Genomic DNA, 15,524 nt, shown 5'->3' on the forward strand with positions numbered 1-15,524 from the left:
ACGCTTCGTGATCATGGAGGAGGACGGTTCAGGGTGGAGTTCCTGGTGCTCGGCTCGCTCGCGGTGCGTCGTGACCGGACGCCGCTGGAGCTGGGCGGGCCTCGCCAGCGCGCGGTGCTCACGATGTTGCTGCTGCACGCGAACGAGGCCGTGAGCGTCGCACAGCTGACCGAGGCGGTCTGGGACTCGCCGCCGGTGTCGCCCGAGTCGAACCTGCGCACGTACGTGGCCGGGTTGCGGCGCGCGGTGGGCGACCGGCTCGTGACCCTGCCCGGCCACGGCTACCGGCTCGTCGTGCGGCCGGGCGAGCTGGACCTCGACGAGTTCGACCTGCTGGTGCGCCGGGGCGAGGAGGCGGCGGCCGACAACGACACCGAGGCCGCCGCGGACTTCTTCGCCCAGGCGCTCGGGAAGTGGCATGGCACGCCGGTGGAGGTCACCGCGGGACCGTTGCTGCGCGCGGAGTTCACGCGCCTGCAGGAGCGCAGGCTGACCGCGGTGGAGAAGTTCGCCAAGGCCGCCACCGAGCTCGGGCGGTTCGGCGATGTGATCGACCGGTTGCGCCGCGAGTCGGCCCAGCACCCGTTGCGGGAGGAGCTGTGGGCGCTGCTGATGCTCGCCCTGGACCGCGCCGGCCGCCGCGGCGAGGCGCTCGAGGTGTACGCCGCTGCCCGCAGGCACGTGGTCGAGCAGCTCGGCGTCGAACCAGGGGCCCGGTTGCGGCAGCTGCACCAGGTGGTGCTGGAGAGCCGGGCGCCCTCGCCCGCGGCTCTGAGCGCGCACCGGCAGCTGCCGATGGACATCGCCGAGTTCACCGGCCGCGAGGCCGAGCTGCGCAGGCTGTGCGAGCCGGGACCGCAGTCCACGGTGGTGATCTCGGCGATCGAGGGCATGGCCGGTGTCGGGAAGACCAAGCTCGCCGTCCGCGCCGCGCACCGGCTCGTCGAGCGGTACCCGGACGTGCAGCTGTGGGCGGACCTGCACGGCTTCGACCACGACGAGCTGCCCGCCGACCCGGCAGCGGTGCTGGAGAGCTTCCTGCGCCTGCTCGGGGTGCCCGGCGCGCAGATCCCCGAGTCGCTGTCCGACCGCGCCGCGCTCTACCGCGACCGGCTCGCGGGCAGGCGCGCGGTGGTGCTGCTCGACAACGCTGCGGGTGAGGACCAGGTCCGGCCGCTGCTGCCGGGCAGCTCGACGTGCCTGGTGCTGATCACCAGCCGGCGCAGCCTGCTCGGGCTGGACGGGGCGAAGTCGGTCTCCCTGGACGTGTTCACGCCGGACGAGGCGGTCGCGCTGCTGGCCCGCATCGCCGGCGCGGACCGGGTGTGCGCCGAACGCGAGGCCGCCGCCAGGGTCGCGCAGCTGTGCGGGCACCTGCCGATCGCCGTGGCGCTGGCCGCGAAACGGCTCGCCCGCCGTCCGCAGTGGACCGTGCTGGACCTCGTGGCACAGCTGGAGAGAGGCGGTCTCGGCGCACGGGGCGTGTTCGACCTCTCGTACCAGGCGCTGCCCGAGCACCAGAGGCGCCTGTTTCGGCTCCTAGGACTGCACCCCGGTGAGGACGTCACCGCCGAGTCCGCCGCCGCCCTCGCGGGGCTCACCGCGTACGAGGCGGAGGACCTGCTGGAGACGTTGCTCGACGAACACCTGCTCCAGCAGCACACCCCCGGCCGGTACGTGCTGCACGACCTGCTGCGCGCCTACGCCGTGGAACAGGCGAAGGCTGCCGAGCCGCCGCCCGCGCGCGCCACCGCGTTGCGCCGGGTGCTCGACTGGTACCTGCACACGTCGTGGCGTTCGGCCGTTCAGCTCAACCCGCAGCGCAAGCTGGAGCTGCCCGCGGCGGACCCGGCCGTGCACCCGCGCGAGTTCGCCGACCGCGACACCGCGCTGCTGTGGTGCGACACCGAGCGGGCGAACCTCGTCGCCGCCGTCCGCGACGCCGCCGAGCACGGCCTGAACGGGCAGTGCTGGCTGCTCGCGCAGTGCCTGTGGGACTTCTTCAACCTGCGCAAGCACTGGGCGGACTGGCTGGAGACGCACGGCGTGGCGCTCGGTGCCGCCCGCTCGGCAGGCGACCGTTCCGCCGAGGGCCGGATGCTGATCACCCTCGGCATCGCCCTGCGCGAGGTCCGCCGCCACGACGAGGCGATCGACTGCGGCCGGCAGGCGCTCGCGATCTTCCGCGCGATCGGCGACCGGTACCGGCAGGAACCCGTGCTCAACAACCTCGGCATCGCGTACATGACCACCGGCCGCCTCGACGAGGCGCTGAAGTGCTTCGAGCAGGCAGCCGAGATCGCCCGGGACCTCGGCGACCTGCACACCGAGGCAGTGCTGCTCAACAACATCGCCCTGCTGCACGCCGACGCCGGCCGCTTCCACGAGGCGCTGGACCGCTACCGGCGGGCGCTGGAGATCCGCGGCGAGGTCGAGGACCCCTACAGCGAGGCGATCCTGCTCAACAACATCGGCGAGGTGCACCGGGGGCTGCTCGACTTCCCGGAGGCCGTCGCGCACGTCGAACGCGCGCTGGAGACGTTCCGGCGCATCGGCGACCGCTACGGGCAGGCCGAGTCGCTCGACAACCTCGGTCTCGCGCTCGACGGGCTGGGCGACCGGCGCGGTGCCGAGAAGTGCTGGCTGGAGTCGGTGGCGCTGTTCGAGGAGCTGGGCGAACCCAAGGCGGACGAGGTGCGCGCCCGGATCGGCTGAGCGTTGTCGATCCGGGCTCCAGGCCCGGTCCATCGTGATCTCCGACCCTTCACCCACGGCCTCCCCGGCCTTCTCGTGAAGGGACAACTCCATGAAGGACCTCTCGTTCGACCTGGACGACCTGGAGCTCGGCGACCTCGCGGTCACGTCGATCCGCGACTCCGCGGCGCTGCCCGAGGGCGGTGCGTCCGGAGCGGCGTCGTCGTGTTCGTGCGGCAGCTCGTCGTGCAGCAGCTGCACCCAGCCGAACCTGCCGACGCTGAACGCATGACCGACCCGACGCGGGGAGAACCGGCGCCCTACGCACTGGTGCGCCTGGCCGCCCTGCCCCACCCGGACGGCGCCGCCGACGCGGCGCCGTTCCGGCGTGCCGCGGCGGCGCTGGCGGACAAGGAGGCGGAGCTGCTCGCGCTGGCCGGGCCGCTGGGCGAGCAGCTGCACGACAGCGCCGCCGAGCACGACCCCGGTTTCCACCGCCGGGTCGTGCTGCCGTTGCGCCGCGACGTCCACAACGGGCGGACCCCGCGGCCCGCGCTGGTCGAGGCCGCGGCGGACCTGGTGTCGCGCTACCCGGACCTGCGCAAGTGGCTGGAGCTGCTATCCGAACGCGCCGCGCTGCTGGCGGAGGCCGACCGCGCCCGGCCCGCCGCGCTGGCCGCCGAACGCGCCGTGCTGGCCGAGGTGTGCGCAGCGGAACCACTGCGCAAGGCCGCCGTCTTCAGCGGCCGGGACCTCTGGCAGGGCCTCGCCCGCGCCGGTGCCGGTGACCGCCGCGCCCGCAAGGCCGAGCCGACCGTGCTGCGCTACGCCCTGCGCGCCACCGCGAAGACCAGTCCGCTGTCCTGGTACACCGCCGTCGGCTGGGGCACCTGGTCCGCCGACGCGCCCGCTCCCGAGTGGGGCGAGCCGGTCGCCGTCACACGGGTCAGCCAGGTGCTGCTGGCCCGTCTGGTCGCCGCGCTGCTGGCCGACCGCGAGCTGCTGTTCGACCACCCGCACCGCCTCGCCGCCGACGTGCACGAGGAGGGCGACCGGGTGCGGTTCCGCAGGGACGTGCCCGCGACCGGCCCGCTGCGCGCCCACGTGGGTGCCGAGGAGGACGTCGAGCTGGCCGCGAGCGCGCCGCTGCGCTACCTCGTCGGCCTGACCGCCGCGAACCCCGGGGGCATCACCCCCGCCGAGCTCGCGAGCGTGCTGGCCACCCGGCTGCCCGACGGCGAGTCCGAGCGCGCCCACTCCTACGTGGCGCTGCTGCTCGACATCGAACTGCTCCTGCCGGTGCTCCCGGTCGACCCGCAGGACCCGTCCGCCTGCCTCGCGCTGGCGGCGTGGTTGCGCGGCACCGGACGCGCGGGCCTGGCCGACCGCGTGACCTCGGTGCACCGCGACACCACCGCGTTCAGCGGGCTGCCCGCCGCTGCCCGGCCGGCCGCGCTGACCGCGTTGTTCGCTGCCTGGGCGGAGCTGGGTGAGCTGGTCGGTGCCGACCTCACCGGCGTCACGCCGCTGAGCGAGGACGTGGTGCTGCCCCAGCCGGTCCGGCTCGGCCGCGCCCACGGCTACGACGGCGTGCGCTCGCTGGCCGGCCTGACGCCGTTGCTGATGCTGTTCGACCGGCACCTCGCGATCCGCAGGAACATCCGCGACCGGTTCGTCGTGGAGTTCGGCCACGGCGGTGTCGCCCGGCTCGCCGCGTGCGCTCCCCTGCTGCGCGACTCGCTGTCCGGCGCCCCGACCGGCGGCCTCGGTGCCAGCCGCGCGCAGGTGGCGGACCTGGTGCGGGACGGCGTGATCACCGACGAGGCCGTGACCGCGGCGGCGGACCTGCTGCCCGCGTGGATGAAGACCCGGCCGGTGTCGTACTCGTTCTTCGCGCAGCCCGCACGGGGCGGACTGGTGGTGAACCACGTCTACGACGGGTTCGGCCGCTTCCCCGGCCGGTTCCTGGACCTGCTGCCACCCGAGGCGTACGCGACCGTCCGGGCCACTTTGGACGGTGTGTTCCCGCGCGGTTTCGTCGAGTACCGGCCGGTGCAGGGCTTCACCCCGAACCTGCACCCGCTGCTCGGCCGGCGCGAGGTCGGCGAGGACCCGCACTGGGCCGACCTGACCCCCGACGCGCTGGAGCTGTTCCACGACCAGGAGCACGACGAGCTCCGGTTGCGCCACCGCGACTCCCGCGCCGTGGTCGACGTGCTGTACCTCGGCTACCTGATGCCGATCTCGCTGCCCGACCGGGTCGCCGCCCTGCACACCGACCTCACCTGCGGTGGCGTGGAGCTGAGCCCGTTGCGGCGCACCACGTCCGTCGACGGCGTCCTGCGCTCGGAACGGCTGCGCCACCACGACGTGGTGCTCAGCCGCCGGTTCTGGGACGCCGACTCCGCACAGCTGACCGCGGAGCTCACCGACGTCGCCGCCGTGGCCCGGTTCCGCGCCCGTCACGGCCTGCCGGCACAGGTGTTCGCCGGACCCGGCGGCGTGATCACCTCGAACGAGGACGCCGTGGCCCGCGTGGCAGCGGCGAAACCGCAGTACGTCGACCTCACCAACGCACTGCACCTGCGCGGCCTGTCCCGCCTGCTCGCCCGCTACCCCGGCCGCGTGCAGCTCACCGAGGCGCTGCCGGTGCCGTCCGGCCAGGTGCTCGAAGTGCTGGCGGAGACCTACCGGAGGGCCGGATGACCGACGTCGTCGTGCACTACCACGACCCCGTCAAGGCCCCGTTGCTGCGCGACGGCGTCCTGCCCGCACTCGCCGCGGCCACGGCGGCGTTCTCGGACGTCACGGGCCACGTGGAACGCCACTGGCTGCACGGCCCGCACCTGCGCGTCCGCCTCGACGGTCCGTCCGCCGACCCGGCCGCCCTGCTGCTCGCCGCACTGCTGCGCTCCCACCTGGCCGCCCACCCGTCCACGGTGGAGCTGTCAGAGGCGGAGCAGCTGGCCCACGCCTCGGCCGCCGCGATCACCGAACTGCTGCTGCCACCGTTCACACCGCTGCACCCCAACAACTCCGTGCGCATCGAACCCACCTCGCACGACCGCCTGCTCGACCTGCTGCCCGCGAGCCACATCCCGTTGCGCGCGCACGGCCTGCGCCTGGGCATCCCCGCCGTGCGGCAGTCGCTCGACGTCCCCCGCGCGGTGCTGGCGCTGACCGCGATCGCCGTGCACGCCAGCCGCTACCCCGCCGGCCTGCAGTACGGCTACCACTCGTTCCTCTCGCACGTCGAGGACTTCCTGCTCGCCAACGACCCCGACGGCACCCTGCGCACCCGCCTCGACGCCGTGTGGGCCGCCAACGCCGACACCGCCCGCACCATGGTCTCCCGCGTGGCGTGGGGCCACCCCACCAGCGCACTCGAAGCCGCCTGGCAAACCTGGACCATCGACCTGCGCCTCGCCGCGGAGGCCCACTACGACGCGGGCCACCTCGACCCGGCCCCCAACCCGCGCCACGGCACCCGCGCCCGCGAGATCGGCGACCCGGCCACCGTCCGCCGCTACAACTACGGCGAACGCACCGAGTTCAGCGCCTACCACAGTGCTATGTGGACGGTCGACCTCTCCGACCCCGGCGTGGTCCGCAACATGACGGTGTACCGCTTCGGCACCAACGTCCTCTACCAGCTCCTGACGCTGTGCGACGTCACCCCGATGGAGCGCTACGCCGCCGCCCACCTGCTGTCCCGCGCGGCCCAGGACGTCCTCGGCACCACCTGGTCCGACCAGTTCGCCGCCCTGCCGAAGGTGGGGTGAGCACGTGCTCGTGCACCTGCGCCCGGTCGTGCGCGCGACCCGGACCCCTGACGGCCTGCACCTGCGCGGCTGGGCGTCGAGCTGCACCATCACCGGTGGCGCGGGGCTGTGGCGGGTGTGGCAGCGCCTGGCCCCGCAGCTGACCGCCGGGCTCACCGCGGACGCCCTCGTCGTGCCGGAGGAAACGACTCCGGCGGTGCGGGCGGCGGTGGAGGTGATCCTGGAGGCGTTGCGGGAGCACGACATGCTGGTGACGGTGCCGGCGGAGTGGGACGGGCCCGCGCCGGACGTCGCCGAGTGGCTGGAGTCCGTCGCGGCCGACCCGGTGGACGCGTGGCGGCGGCTGCGGGCCGTCACCGTTGAGATCACGGGATGTGGCGAACCGGCGAGCGCGGCGGCACGGGCGGTCGAGGCGGTCGGCCTCGCCGTGCGGGTGAGCCCTCGTGTAGAACAGCCGACCTCCCTGCTCCTCCTCACCGCGGGCCCGTTCACCCTCCAGGCGGGGTGCGGCGCCGACGTCGGCTATGTCCTGCCCCCATCCTCTCTTTCAGCCAGCACTGAATCCACTGCACAAACTGCTCGACTCAACGCCACTGGCACCCCACCCGCCGTCCTGGCCGCCCTCATCGGCTCCACCGCCGTCCACCGCCTCCTCTGCGCCGTCGCCGGCCTCGAAGACCCCGCCGCAGCCGAAGCCAGAACCCCGCACCCACAGGTCCTGATCGCCCGCACCACCCCGCTCCGCGCCACCTACCACCCCCTGCTGACCGGCCCACCCCCGACGGACCCGTGGCGCGCCCTGGACGCCCTCACCGACGCCGAGCTCGGCCTGGTCGAGCCCCCGGTGTTCGGCGAGCTGCTCCAGGTCCCGGCCAAGCTCGCCACCTGCGGCACCGCGCTGGGCATCGGCACCACCGCCGACGCGGCCCGCCTCGACGCCGCCCTCGCCGCGGTCAAGACCGACGCCGTCCTGGGGGTCGACGACCTCCACGCCCGCGGAGCCGCCCTGCGCCTCGCCGCACGCCACCACCCCGGCGAGCCGGTGGAGCCGCCGGACGACCCGACCGCACGGCGGTGGTGGAAGGCGCTGACGGAACGGTTCGCCGTCCCCGCCGAGCTCCGCACCACCCGTCTCGCGCCGGGTGTGCACCGGGCGGAGGTCCACCGGGGCCACCACCTGCTGGCCTGGGCCGTCGAGGCGACCGCGGCGGACGCGGTGGCGTTCGCCGCGCTGGCCGCCACCGGGCACGCGCAGGCCGGCCGCACCGGCACCGCCCACCTCACCGGTGCCGCTCCCCACCGCGCGGACGCCGGCCAGCCGAGCTGGGTCACCAGGGAGTGGTTGTGGCCCAACGACGTCCGTGACCGCGAGCAGGAGTTCCAGGACGCCCTCACCGCACTGCCCGGTGTCCGGGTCACCCCACGACCGCTCGACCCGGAGCCGCACGCCGCCGGACTCGTCGCCTACGCCGTGGACCCGCGATGATCACCTACACCCCCGCCGACCCGCCGGCCGTCCGTGCCGACGGCGCGCTCACCCTCGTCGGACCCACCAGCGGTGTCTGCACGGCCTGCGCGGAACACGCCCGCCTGACCGTCGCCGGCGCCCCGCCGCACGGCGACCTCCGGCTCGCGGGCCTCGTCCCGCCCGCGTTCCGCCCGTTCGTCGAGGCCGTGGGGCAGCTGGAACCCGGCACCCTCCTCGCCCTCCGCACCGACCTCGCCCTCGTCTCCACCCACCGCGTCCGCCCCCGTCCCGGCTGCTGTCCCCTGCCGGAACCCCGGGACACCACGGAGATCACCGGGAACGCCTTGCGCGCCGACAACCCGCTGACCACCGTCGAGAACCTCACCGCCGCAGTCGTCGACCACCGGTTCGGCCCGGTCACCGGGTTGTTCCGCGCGGGCCACCTGCCGCTGCCGACGATGACCGCCGAGCTGCACGGGCACGGCGCCGGTCACGGCCGCACCGCCGGCTTCGAGCAGGCGGAACGGGTCGCGCTGTTCGAAGCGGTCGAGCGGTACAACGGAATGCGCCCGCGCAGCCACCGGACCACGTTCGAGGCGTCGTTCGCGGAGCTCGGCCCCGACCACGCGGTCGACCCGGCGACGCTCGGCCTGCCCGACCACCACCGCTACACCCCGAACCTCACCTTCCGCTGGGTCGAAGGCTGGTCGTACACGAGGCAACGCACCATCGCCGTACCGGAACAGGTGGCCTACTGGGACGTCGAAACCCCGCCGGAGCAACGGTTCCTGCACGAGACGTCCAACGGCTGCGGTCTCGGCAACAGCCTCACCGAGGCCGTCCTGCACGGCCTGTTCGAGGTCGCCGAACGCGACGCGTTCCTGATGGCCTGGTACGCGCAGACACCGTTGCGGCGCATCCGCCTCCCCCGGGACCCCTTGCTGCACCACCTCACCGACCGCCTGGAAGAGCTCGGCTACGAGCTGCTGTTCCTCGACGCCACCACCGACATCGGCATCCCGTCGGTGCTGGCGCTGGCCCGCACCGACCGCACCACGCTGCCCAGGGCCTTCTTCGCCGCCGGCGCGAGCCCCGATCCCACAGCGGCGCTGCGGTCCGCGGCCGTCGAGGTCGTCGTGGACGTCGAGTCGTTCGCCGACCGGGCCCGCGCGAATCCCGGGGCCTACGACCGGCACCGCCTCCTCCGCCTGCTGCACGAGCCGGAGCTGGTGCGGTCGATGGACGACCACGTCGCCGTCAACACCCTGCCGGAGGCCGCCGACCGGTACGCCTTCCTCGTCGGCACCGGCGAGACCGTCCTCGAAGACCACCGCGACCACACCAGCCTCGAAGGCCTGCTCGACCACTACAGCGCCCGGCTGCGCCACCAAGGCCTGGAACTGGTCGCCGTCGACCAGACCGACCCGGTCACCGCGGGCGGTCTCGGCCTGCACTCGGCCAAGGTCCTCGTGCCGGGTGCGCTGCCGATGACGTTCGGCCACCGGCGCACCGCCGGTCTGCCCCGGCTGCGGGCGAAGGCCCTGCACCCCCACCCGTTCCCGTGAGATGGAGCAGCTGTGACCTGGACCGGCCTGCACTGCAGGGTCTCCTGGAACCGCACGGACGTCGACACGTTCATCGCCGACGCTCTCGCCCCGGCGATGGCCGGCCACGAGTGGTACTTCCTGCGCTACTGGGAGACCGGCCCGCACCTGCGCGTCCGCGTCAAGGACGCCACCGGGGACCAGGTCGGTGACCTCACCGCGACGCTCACCCGGCTCATCGCCGCACAGGACTTCCAGCCAGGCACCGACGACCCGGACTGGTTGCCGCACGGGGACGTCCGCGAGGTCGAGTACGTCCCGGAGACCGAGCGGTACGGCGGCCGGGAGGCGCTGCCGGTCGCTGAAGAGGTGTTCTGCCGCAGCACTGAGGTCGCACTGGCCGTGCTGCGGGCGGCCCGCACGGACAGCGCCCGCCTCACCGCGGCCATCGACCTCACCATCGCCACGGCACGGGCGCTCGACCTGAACCTGCCGCAGGCCGCGAGCTGGTTGCGCAGCCTCGGTGCGGGCTGGCGCAACGTGCAGGAGCAGGCGCCGCCGCCCACGATCGGCTCGCAGCACGCCGCCTACCAGCTCCTCGCCAAACGCGGCCGCGACCTCGCCGCCCGCTGGTACCGCGAACCCCGCGGCGCCGTCTCGCACTGGACCGCGGCGGTCACCGACGCCGGGCGGCGGCTGGGCACCTGGTTGCCGCACGTGTGGGCGTCCCAGCTGCACATGCTGCTCAACCGCGTGGGCGTCACGCCCAACGAGGAGCGGATGATCTGCTGGACCACGGCGGCCGCCGCCCTGTCGCCCACCGGCCTGACCGACTTCCACGAGGACGGCGAGACCGCGCCGGACCGCCGTTACCTGGAGGCGAGCAAGTTCCTGCCGGGCTTCACCGACCAGCTGCCCCGCAAGACCGCCCCGAACCGGCGGGTCTGGCCGGCCACCGCCACGCTGCCCTCCACGGTGGACACCGACACGCTGCGGGCCCGCCGGACCAGCCGCGACCTGACCGGCGACCTCACCTCCGAGCAGCTCGGCACGCTGCTGTGGAACGCGATGTCCCCGAAGGACGGCCGCTGGCCCTACCCGAGCGCCGGGGCCCAGTACTGCGCCCGCATCCGGCTCATCGCGCTCAACGTCGACGGCCTCGCCCCCGGCCGCTACGAGGTGAACGAGGTCGACCGGGCGCTCACCTGGTTCGGCGAGGCACCGCCGGTGCCGGACCTGGAGGCGACCTCGATGTGGTTCGGGCCGGGCACGACCGAGCTCGGTGGCACACCGGCCGTGCTCGCGCTCTACATCCGGCTCGGCTCGCTGCGGCAGACCTACGGCCTGCGGGCGCTGCGGTTCGCGTTCACCGAGGCCGGGCACCTCGCCCAGAACCTCACGGTGACGGCCGCGAACCTCGGCATCCGCACCGGGCTCGTCGGCGGGTTCTACGACGACATCGCCCACGACGTCATCGGGCTCGACGGCGTGGACGACGCGCTCGTGTACTTCCTGCCGCTGGCCTCGGACCTCGACTGACCCCGGCACCGCCTCGCACACCTGCGTCAGCATCGACGCCGACACCGGGGACCGGACCACGGAGCCGGCCGAGATCAGGGTCGGCAGCCCCCGTCCGGGTCCACCGCCCAGCTCGCCCCTGCTTGACTGGCGTGTGCAAGGTGCATAGCTGACCGCTGTCCCGGTCGACGTTCCCGGCGGATTCGGCGGATTCGGGGGAAGATCGCGGACGTGCTGTCCCACTGGCTCCAGACCGTCCCGCCGCTGCTGGTCTACGTGGTCGTGGGCCTGGTCGTGGGTCTCGAAAGCGTCGGCATCCCGCTGCCCGGCGAGATCGTGCTCGTCACGGCCGCGCTGATGGCCTCGCACCACGACGGCGTGAACCCGGTCGTCGTGGGCATCTGCGCGAGTGCGGGCGCGATCCTCGGCGACAGCGTCGGGTACGCGCTGGGCAAGCGGTTCGGGCCGCGCGTCTTCACGTGGGCGGAGGCCAAGTTCCCCCGGCACTTCGACGCAGGAAAGGTCGGCCGCGCCCAGGCGCTGTTCGAACGGCACGGCGCCCGGGCGGTGTTCTTCGGCCGGTTCGTGGCGCTGCTGCGGATCCTGTCCGGTCCGCTCGCGGCCACGATGGGCATGCACTACGGGAAGTTCCTGCTGGCCAACGCTCTGGGCGGCATCGCGTGGGCCGGCGGCACGACGGCGGCGGTCTACTTCGTCGGCGAGGCGGCCGAGCACTACCTGGCCGAGTTCTCCTGGGTGGCGCTCGCCGGCATGCTGGTGGCGGTGGTCGCCTTCAGCGTCCGAGCCCGGCTCCGCCGTTCACGCCGATGACCTGGGCGGTGATGTGCCCCGCCTCCGGTGCGGTCAGGAACGCCACCGCGGCCGCGACGTCAGCGGGCGTGCCCGCGCGGCCGTTGGCGGGGTTGCCGACGAGCTTCTTCCGGCGTTCCTCCGACAGCGTGCCGCCGAAGAACTCGGTGTCCTCGACGACGCCCGGTGACACCACGTTGACCGTGATCCCCCGCGTTCCCAGTGCGAACGCCAGGTCCGCCGTCCACGCCTCGACCGCCGACTTGGCCGCGCCGTAGGCACCCGAGCCGCGCCGGCCCGCGATCGAGCCGATCGTGACGACGCGGGCGTTGTCGGCCAGCCGCGGTTCGAGCGCGGTCGTGACGAGCACCGCGCTGATGACGTTGGACTCGTAGTTGGCGATCCACAGGTCGCGGACGTCGGCCAGGTTCCGCGGCGCGGGCAGGCGCCGGGTCATGTTGCCGCCCGCGTTGTTGACCAGCACGTCCACCTGGGACGGCAGGTCGGCCACCGCGTTCTGGACGGCGTCGGGGTCGGCGGCGTCGAAGACCACCGCCCGCGCGCCGATCTCGTCGGCCGCGGCCTTGAGCACGTCCTCCCGGCGGCCGGTGACCACGACGTCGAGGCCCTGCTCCACGAGCCGCGCCGCCACCGCCCTGCCGATGCCCGTGCCGCCGCCGGTCACCACTGCTGTTCGGGTCATGCACCCGTTGATATCAGCCGGTTTCCCGCACGTCGATCGGCTTGTCGGGGCAGCGCGGTTCACGTCTGTGACTACGCTGCTCAGGGCATCCACAGCACTGGGGAGAACACCATGACGACCCACATCCTGGACACCGAGGGCGCCGCCATCGCCTACGACGTGGAGGGCGAGGGCGGCCGGCCGCTGATGATGATCGGCCAGCCGATGGACGCGAGCGGTTTCACGGCGCTGCGCGCGCAGTTCCCCGACCGCACGGTCATCACCTACGACCCGCGCGGCCTCGGCCGCAGCACCAGGTCGGACGGCCGCACCGACAACACCCCGGAGACGCAGGCGGCGGACGTGCACGCGGTGATCCAGGCCGTCGGCGGCCCGGTGGACCTGTTCGCGTCCAGCGGCGGCGCGGTCACGGCACTGGAGCTCGTCGCGTCCTACCCGGACGACGTCGTCACGCTCGTGGCGCACGAGCCGCCGATGATCGACGTGCTGCCCGACGCGGCCGCCGCCCGGCGCGCGCGTGACGCGTTCATGGCCGCATACCAGGCCAAGGGCGGCGGCGCGGGCATGGCGGCGTTCATCCAGATGAGCTCGTGGCAGGGCGAGTACACCGACGAGTACTTCGCGCTGCCCGCACCGGACCCGGCGCAGTTCGGCATGCCGTCCGAGGACGACGGCAAGCGCGACGACCCGCTGCTCGGCACCTCGTCGCTGGCGATCACCGACTACTACCCGCGCGTCGACGACCTCAAGGCCGCGTCCACCCGCGTCGTGATCGCCGTCGGCGAGGAGACCGGCGACGCGTTCACCGCGCGCACTGCCGTCCACACGGCACGGTTGCTCGGGCAGGAGGCGGTCGTGTTCCCGAGCCACCACGGCGGGTTCATCGGCGGCGAGTTCGGGTACGCCGGCAAGCCGGAGGAGTTCGCCGTCAAGCTGCGCGAGGTGCTCGGCTGAGCACCAGGTCGGCGGCCCGCTGCACACCGCCGCCGCTGTGGACAGCGGCCCGCATCCGGTCGACGTTGCGCCGGATGCGGTCGCTGGTCGCGACCCGGTCGACGACCGCACGCAGGTCCGCGAGGTCGTGCACGCGTTCGCCCAGTCCCAGCGCGGTGATGTGGTCGGCGTTGCTCACCTGCTCGGGCGTCTGCGGGACGACCACCAGCGGCACACCGGCGTGCAGGGCCTCCATGGTGGAGTTCATGCCGCCGTGCGTGACGAACACGGCCGCGTGCCGGAGGACCGCGGGCTGCGGGAACCACGGGCGCACGTCGATCGTGTCCGGCAGCGGGCCGAGGTCGGCGCGGGCGCTCAACGCGACCTGCCACGCGCCGTCGCCGAACTGCTCGACGCACGCCCGGTAGAAGTCCTCGTCGCTGAGCAACGAGCCGAGCGAGACGTAGAGCAGCGGCAGGTCGTGCCGCGGCGTCCACCGCTCGTCCAGGCGGCGGCCCAGCAGGGGTCCGACGAAGTGGCAGGTCTCGTCGAACGTGTCCCCGGCCGGCTGGAACTCCCGTGGCACCAGCACGATGCTGCACTCCTCCGGCGCGTCCAGCGTGCTCGGCACGTCGAGCTCGACGCCCTGCTCCGCCGCGAACCGCGCGCACGGTTCCTCGACCGCCCAGGCGATCGCGGGGTCCATCAGCCGGAAGTGCTCGTTGGACACGAAGTGCGGCACGGTCCGCACCGCCGGGATGTCCAGCTGGCGTGCCACCACCCGTGCGGGCCAGTTCGTGGCGTCGTAGCAGACCACGTCGGGCCGGTCGCGGCGGCAGTGTTCGAGCAGCACCGGGTGGATCGCGGCCATCGCGGCGAAGTAGTGCGGGAACCACTCGTCAACCGGGTTCGCGGTCTTCGGCTCGAACGGCGGCAGCGCGGGCAGTTCCAGCCAGCGCGCGCCCGCCGCCGTGACCGCGTCGGCGTGCTCGGCGGCGGTCGCGTACCACACCTCGTGGCCGCGCCGGGTCACCTCCTCGACCAGCGGCAACGTCGGGGTGAGGTGGCCGTGGCCGAAGAGGGTGACGAACAGCAGCTTCACCCCGCCGATCCTGGCGGGGCGTCATGCGCGCGGCAACGCGATTACCGCAGGAACGCCTCCACGACCTCGGCCACCCGCAGGCCGCTGGCGAAGTCCGCCAGGTCACGCGGGTGCTCCCCGCGCACGGCCTGCGCGAACAGCCCGAGCCGCGCCGAGTCCGAGCCGCGCGCACCGAGCTCGACCGGCTCCCACGGCCCGCCGTCCGAACCGGACAGCTGCGCCCACTGGCTGAGCCGCAACGACCTGCGCGTGCCCCAGACCGTCCACTCGTAGACCTCGGGCCCGGCGAGCCCGGAGAACGCCGACACGTGCACCGGCACGCCATCGCCGCTGCGCAGCACCCCGCGTGCCGCGACCTCGGCGGCGCCGGCCGACGGGAAGTCCGCCGACACCGACTCCACCGCCAGCGGCCCGAGCACCCGGTCGGTGAGGTACACGAAGTGCGACAGCACCTCCCGCACGAACCCGCCCTGCCGCGACTCGGCCAGCCACAGCGCGTCCTTCTGGAACTCCCGCGGCCACTTCGGGAACTGCAGCCGCACCTCGACCCCGCGCAGCTCGCCGAGGGAAGGCAGCTGCCGTTCGACCTCCAGCGTCGCGGCCATGTCCGACAGCGCGAAGTTCACCGCGTTCGGGTGCCCGGCCGCGGCCTCGGCCATCGCCCGCGCCTCGCCGAGGTCGACGGCCAGCGGCTTCTCGCAGAACACCGCCTTGCCCGCAGCGAGCGCCTTGACGGCCTGCTCTGCGTGCACGGCAGGCGGCGTGGCGAGGTAGACGGCGTCCACATCGGACAGGACATCGTCGAGCGACGGCACCACGGGGACGTCCACCGCACGCGGCACGACGTCGACACCGGCGACCACGGTGAAGTCGGGATGTGCCTGCGCCGCCGTCAGCATCCGGGTGCCCATCGCACCCAGGCCGACGACGGCGAGGCGAATCGGATCAGCGACCATGCCGCACAGTCTCG

12 protein-coding genes are annotated in these 15,524 nt (G+C 73.7%); 9 read left to right on the forward strand and 3 right to left on the reverse strand.

From position 1 onward, the window contains the following. Positions 1 to 33 precede the first annotated feature (33 nt). The 8 genes from ACVDFE_RS29565 (at position 34) to ACVDFE_RS29600 (ending at position 11,837) form a co-directional block, all read left to right on the forward strand. Positions 34 to 2,715 carry a BTAD domain-containing putative transcriptional regulator gene (locus ACVDFE_RS29565; protein WP_458432726.1) on the forward strand — a complete coding sequence of 894 codons (2,682 nt, stop codon included), beginning with the start codon at positions 34 to 36 and terminating at the stop codon, positions 2,713 to 2,715. Positions 2,716 to 2,806: 91 nt separating this feature from the next. Further along, positions 2,807 to 2,986, forward strand: a complete 180-nt coding sequence (locus ACVDFE_RS29570; protein WP_360384633.1) for a thiazolylpeptide-type bacteriocin — start codon at positions 2,807 to 2,809, stop codon at positions 2,984 to 2,986. Further along, positions 2,983 to 5,400 carry a lantibiotic dehydratase gene (locus tag ACVDFE_RS29575; RefSeq protein WP_458432727.1) on the forward strand — a complete coding sequence of 806 codons (2,418 nt, stop codon included), beginning with the start codon at positions 2,983 to 2,985 and terminating at the stop codon, positions 5,398 to 5,400. Before ACVDFE_RS29570 ends, ACVDFE_RS29575 begins: the two co-directional genes overlap by 4 nt. After that, positions 5,397 to 6,476: a hypothetical protein gene (locus ACVDFE_RS29580; protein WP_458432729.1), complete on the forward strand. Its 1,080-nt coding sequence runs from the start codon at positions 5,397 to 5,399 to the stop codon at positions 6,474 to 6,476. The genes ACVDFE_RS29575 and ACVDFE_RS29580 overlap by 4 nt, the downstream gene beginning before the upstream one ends. Positions 6,477 to 6,480: 4 nt before the next feature. Next, positions 6,481 to 7,962 (forward strand): hypothetical protein, encoded by a 1,482-nt coding sequence (locus tag ACVDFE_RS29585; protein WP_458432730.1) that lies wholly within the window; start codon positions 6,481 to 6,483, stop codon positions 7,960 to 7,962. Continuing rightward, positions 7,959 to 9,509 (forward strand): YcaO-like family protein, encoded by a 1,551-nt coding sequence (locus ACVDFE_RS29590; protein ID WP_458432732.1) that lies wholly within the window; start codon positions 7,959 to 7,961, stop codon positions 9,507 to 9,509. Before ACVDFE_RS29585 ends, ACVDFE_RS29590 begins: the two co-directional genes overlap by 4 nt. A gap of 12 nt (positions 9,510 to 9,521) precedes the next feature. Next, positions 9,522 to 11,027, forward strand: a complete 1,506-nt coding sequence (locus ACVDFE_RS29595) for a thiopeptide-type bacteriocin biosynthesis protein (protein ID WP_458432733.1) — start codon at positions 9,522 to 9,524, stop codon at positions 11,025 to 11,027. A 210-nt stretch (positions 11,028 to 11,237) separates the two neighbouring features. Then, positions 11,238 to 11,837, forward strand: a complete 600-nt coding sequence (locus ACVDFE_RS29600; RefSeq protein WP_458432735.1) for a DedA family protein — start codon at positions 11,238 to 11,240, stop codon at positions 11,835 to 11,837. Here the strand turns inward: ACVDFE_RS29600 and ACVDFE_RS29605 are convergent. Beyond that, positions 11,800 to 12,519: an SDR family NAD(P)-dependent oxidoreductase gene (locus ACVDFE_RS29605; RefSeq protein WP_360384646.1), complete on the reverse strand. Its 720-nt coding sequence runs from the start codon at positions 12,517 to 12,519 to the stop codon at positions 11,800 to 11,802. The genes ACVDFE_RS29600 and ACVDFE_RS29605 overlap by 38 nt on opposite strands. Positions 12,520 to 12,630: 111 nt before the next feature. Between ACVDFE_RS29605 and ACVDFE_RS29610 the strand changes: the two genes are divergently transcribed. After that, a complete protein-coding gene (locus ACVDFE_RS29610) occupies positions 12,631 to 13,473 on the forward strand; it encodes an alpha/beta fold hydrolase (RefSeq protein WP_360384648.1) in 843 nt (280 codons plus the stop codon). On the opposite strand, the gene ACVDFE_RS29615 is transcribed toward ACVDFE_RS29610, so the two are convergent. Both ACVDFE_RS29615 and ACVDFE_RS29620 read right to left on the reverse strand, forming a co-directional pair. After that, positions 13,448 to 14,554 (reverse strand): macrolide family glycosyltransferase, encoded by a 1,107-nt coding sequence (locus ACVDFE_RS29615; RefSeq protein ID WP_458432737.1) that lies wholly within the window; start codon positions 14,552 to 14,554, stop codon positions 13,448 to 13,450. The two genes, ACVDFE_RS29610 and ACVDFE_RS29615, sit on opposite strands and share 26 nt — an antisense overlap. 41 nt (positions 14,555 to 14,595) lie before the next feature. Then, entirely contained in the window at positions 14,596 to 15,510 is a 915-nt protein-coding gene (locus ACVDFE_RS29620) for a Gfo/Idh/MocA family protein (protein ID WP_458432738.1), read from the reverse strand. Positions 15,511 to 15,524 lie beyond the last annotated feature (14 nt).

This window comes from Lentzea chajnantorensis (assembly GCF_054300775.1).

What these genes read in the sequence shown, in the direction of transcription:
- ACVDFE_RS29620 (WP_458432738.1), bottom strand. Translation starts at nt 15,510, where the DNA reads ATGGTCGCTGATCCGATTCGCCTCGCCGTCGTCGGCCTGGGTGCGATG.
- ACVDFE_RS29605 (WP_360384646.1), bottom strand. Translation starts at nt 12,519, where the DNA reads ATGACCCGAACAGCAGTGGTGACCGGCGGCGGCACGGGCATCGGCAGG.
- ACVDFE_RS29580 (WP_458432729.1), top strand. Translation starts at nt 5,397, where the DNA reads ATGACCGACGTCGTCGTGCACTACCACGACCCCGTCAAGGCCCCGTTG.
- ACVDFE_RS29610 (WP_360384648.1), top strand. Translation starts at nt 12,631, where the DNA reads ATGACGACCCACATCCTGGACACCGAGGGCGCCGCCATCGCCTACGAC.
- ACVDFE_RS29575 (WP_458432727.1), top strand. Translation starts at nt 2,983, where the DNA reads ATGACCGACCCGACGCGGGGAGAACCGGCGCCCTACGCACTGGTGCGC.
- ACVDFE_RS29570 (WP_360384633.1), top strand. Translation starts at nt 2,807, where the DNA reads ATGAAGGACCTCTCGTTCGACCTGGACGACCTGGAGCTCGGCGACCTC.
- ACVDFE_RS29590 (WP_458432732.1), top strand. Translation starts at nt 7,959, where the DNA reads ATGATCACCTACACCCCCGCCGACCCGCCGGCCGTCCGTGCCGACGGC.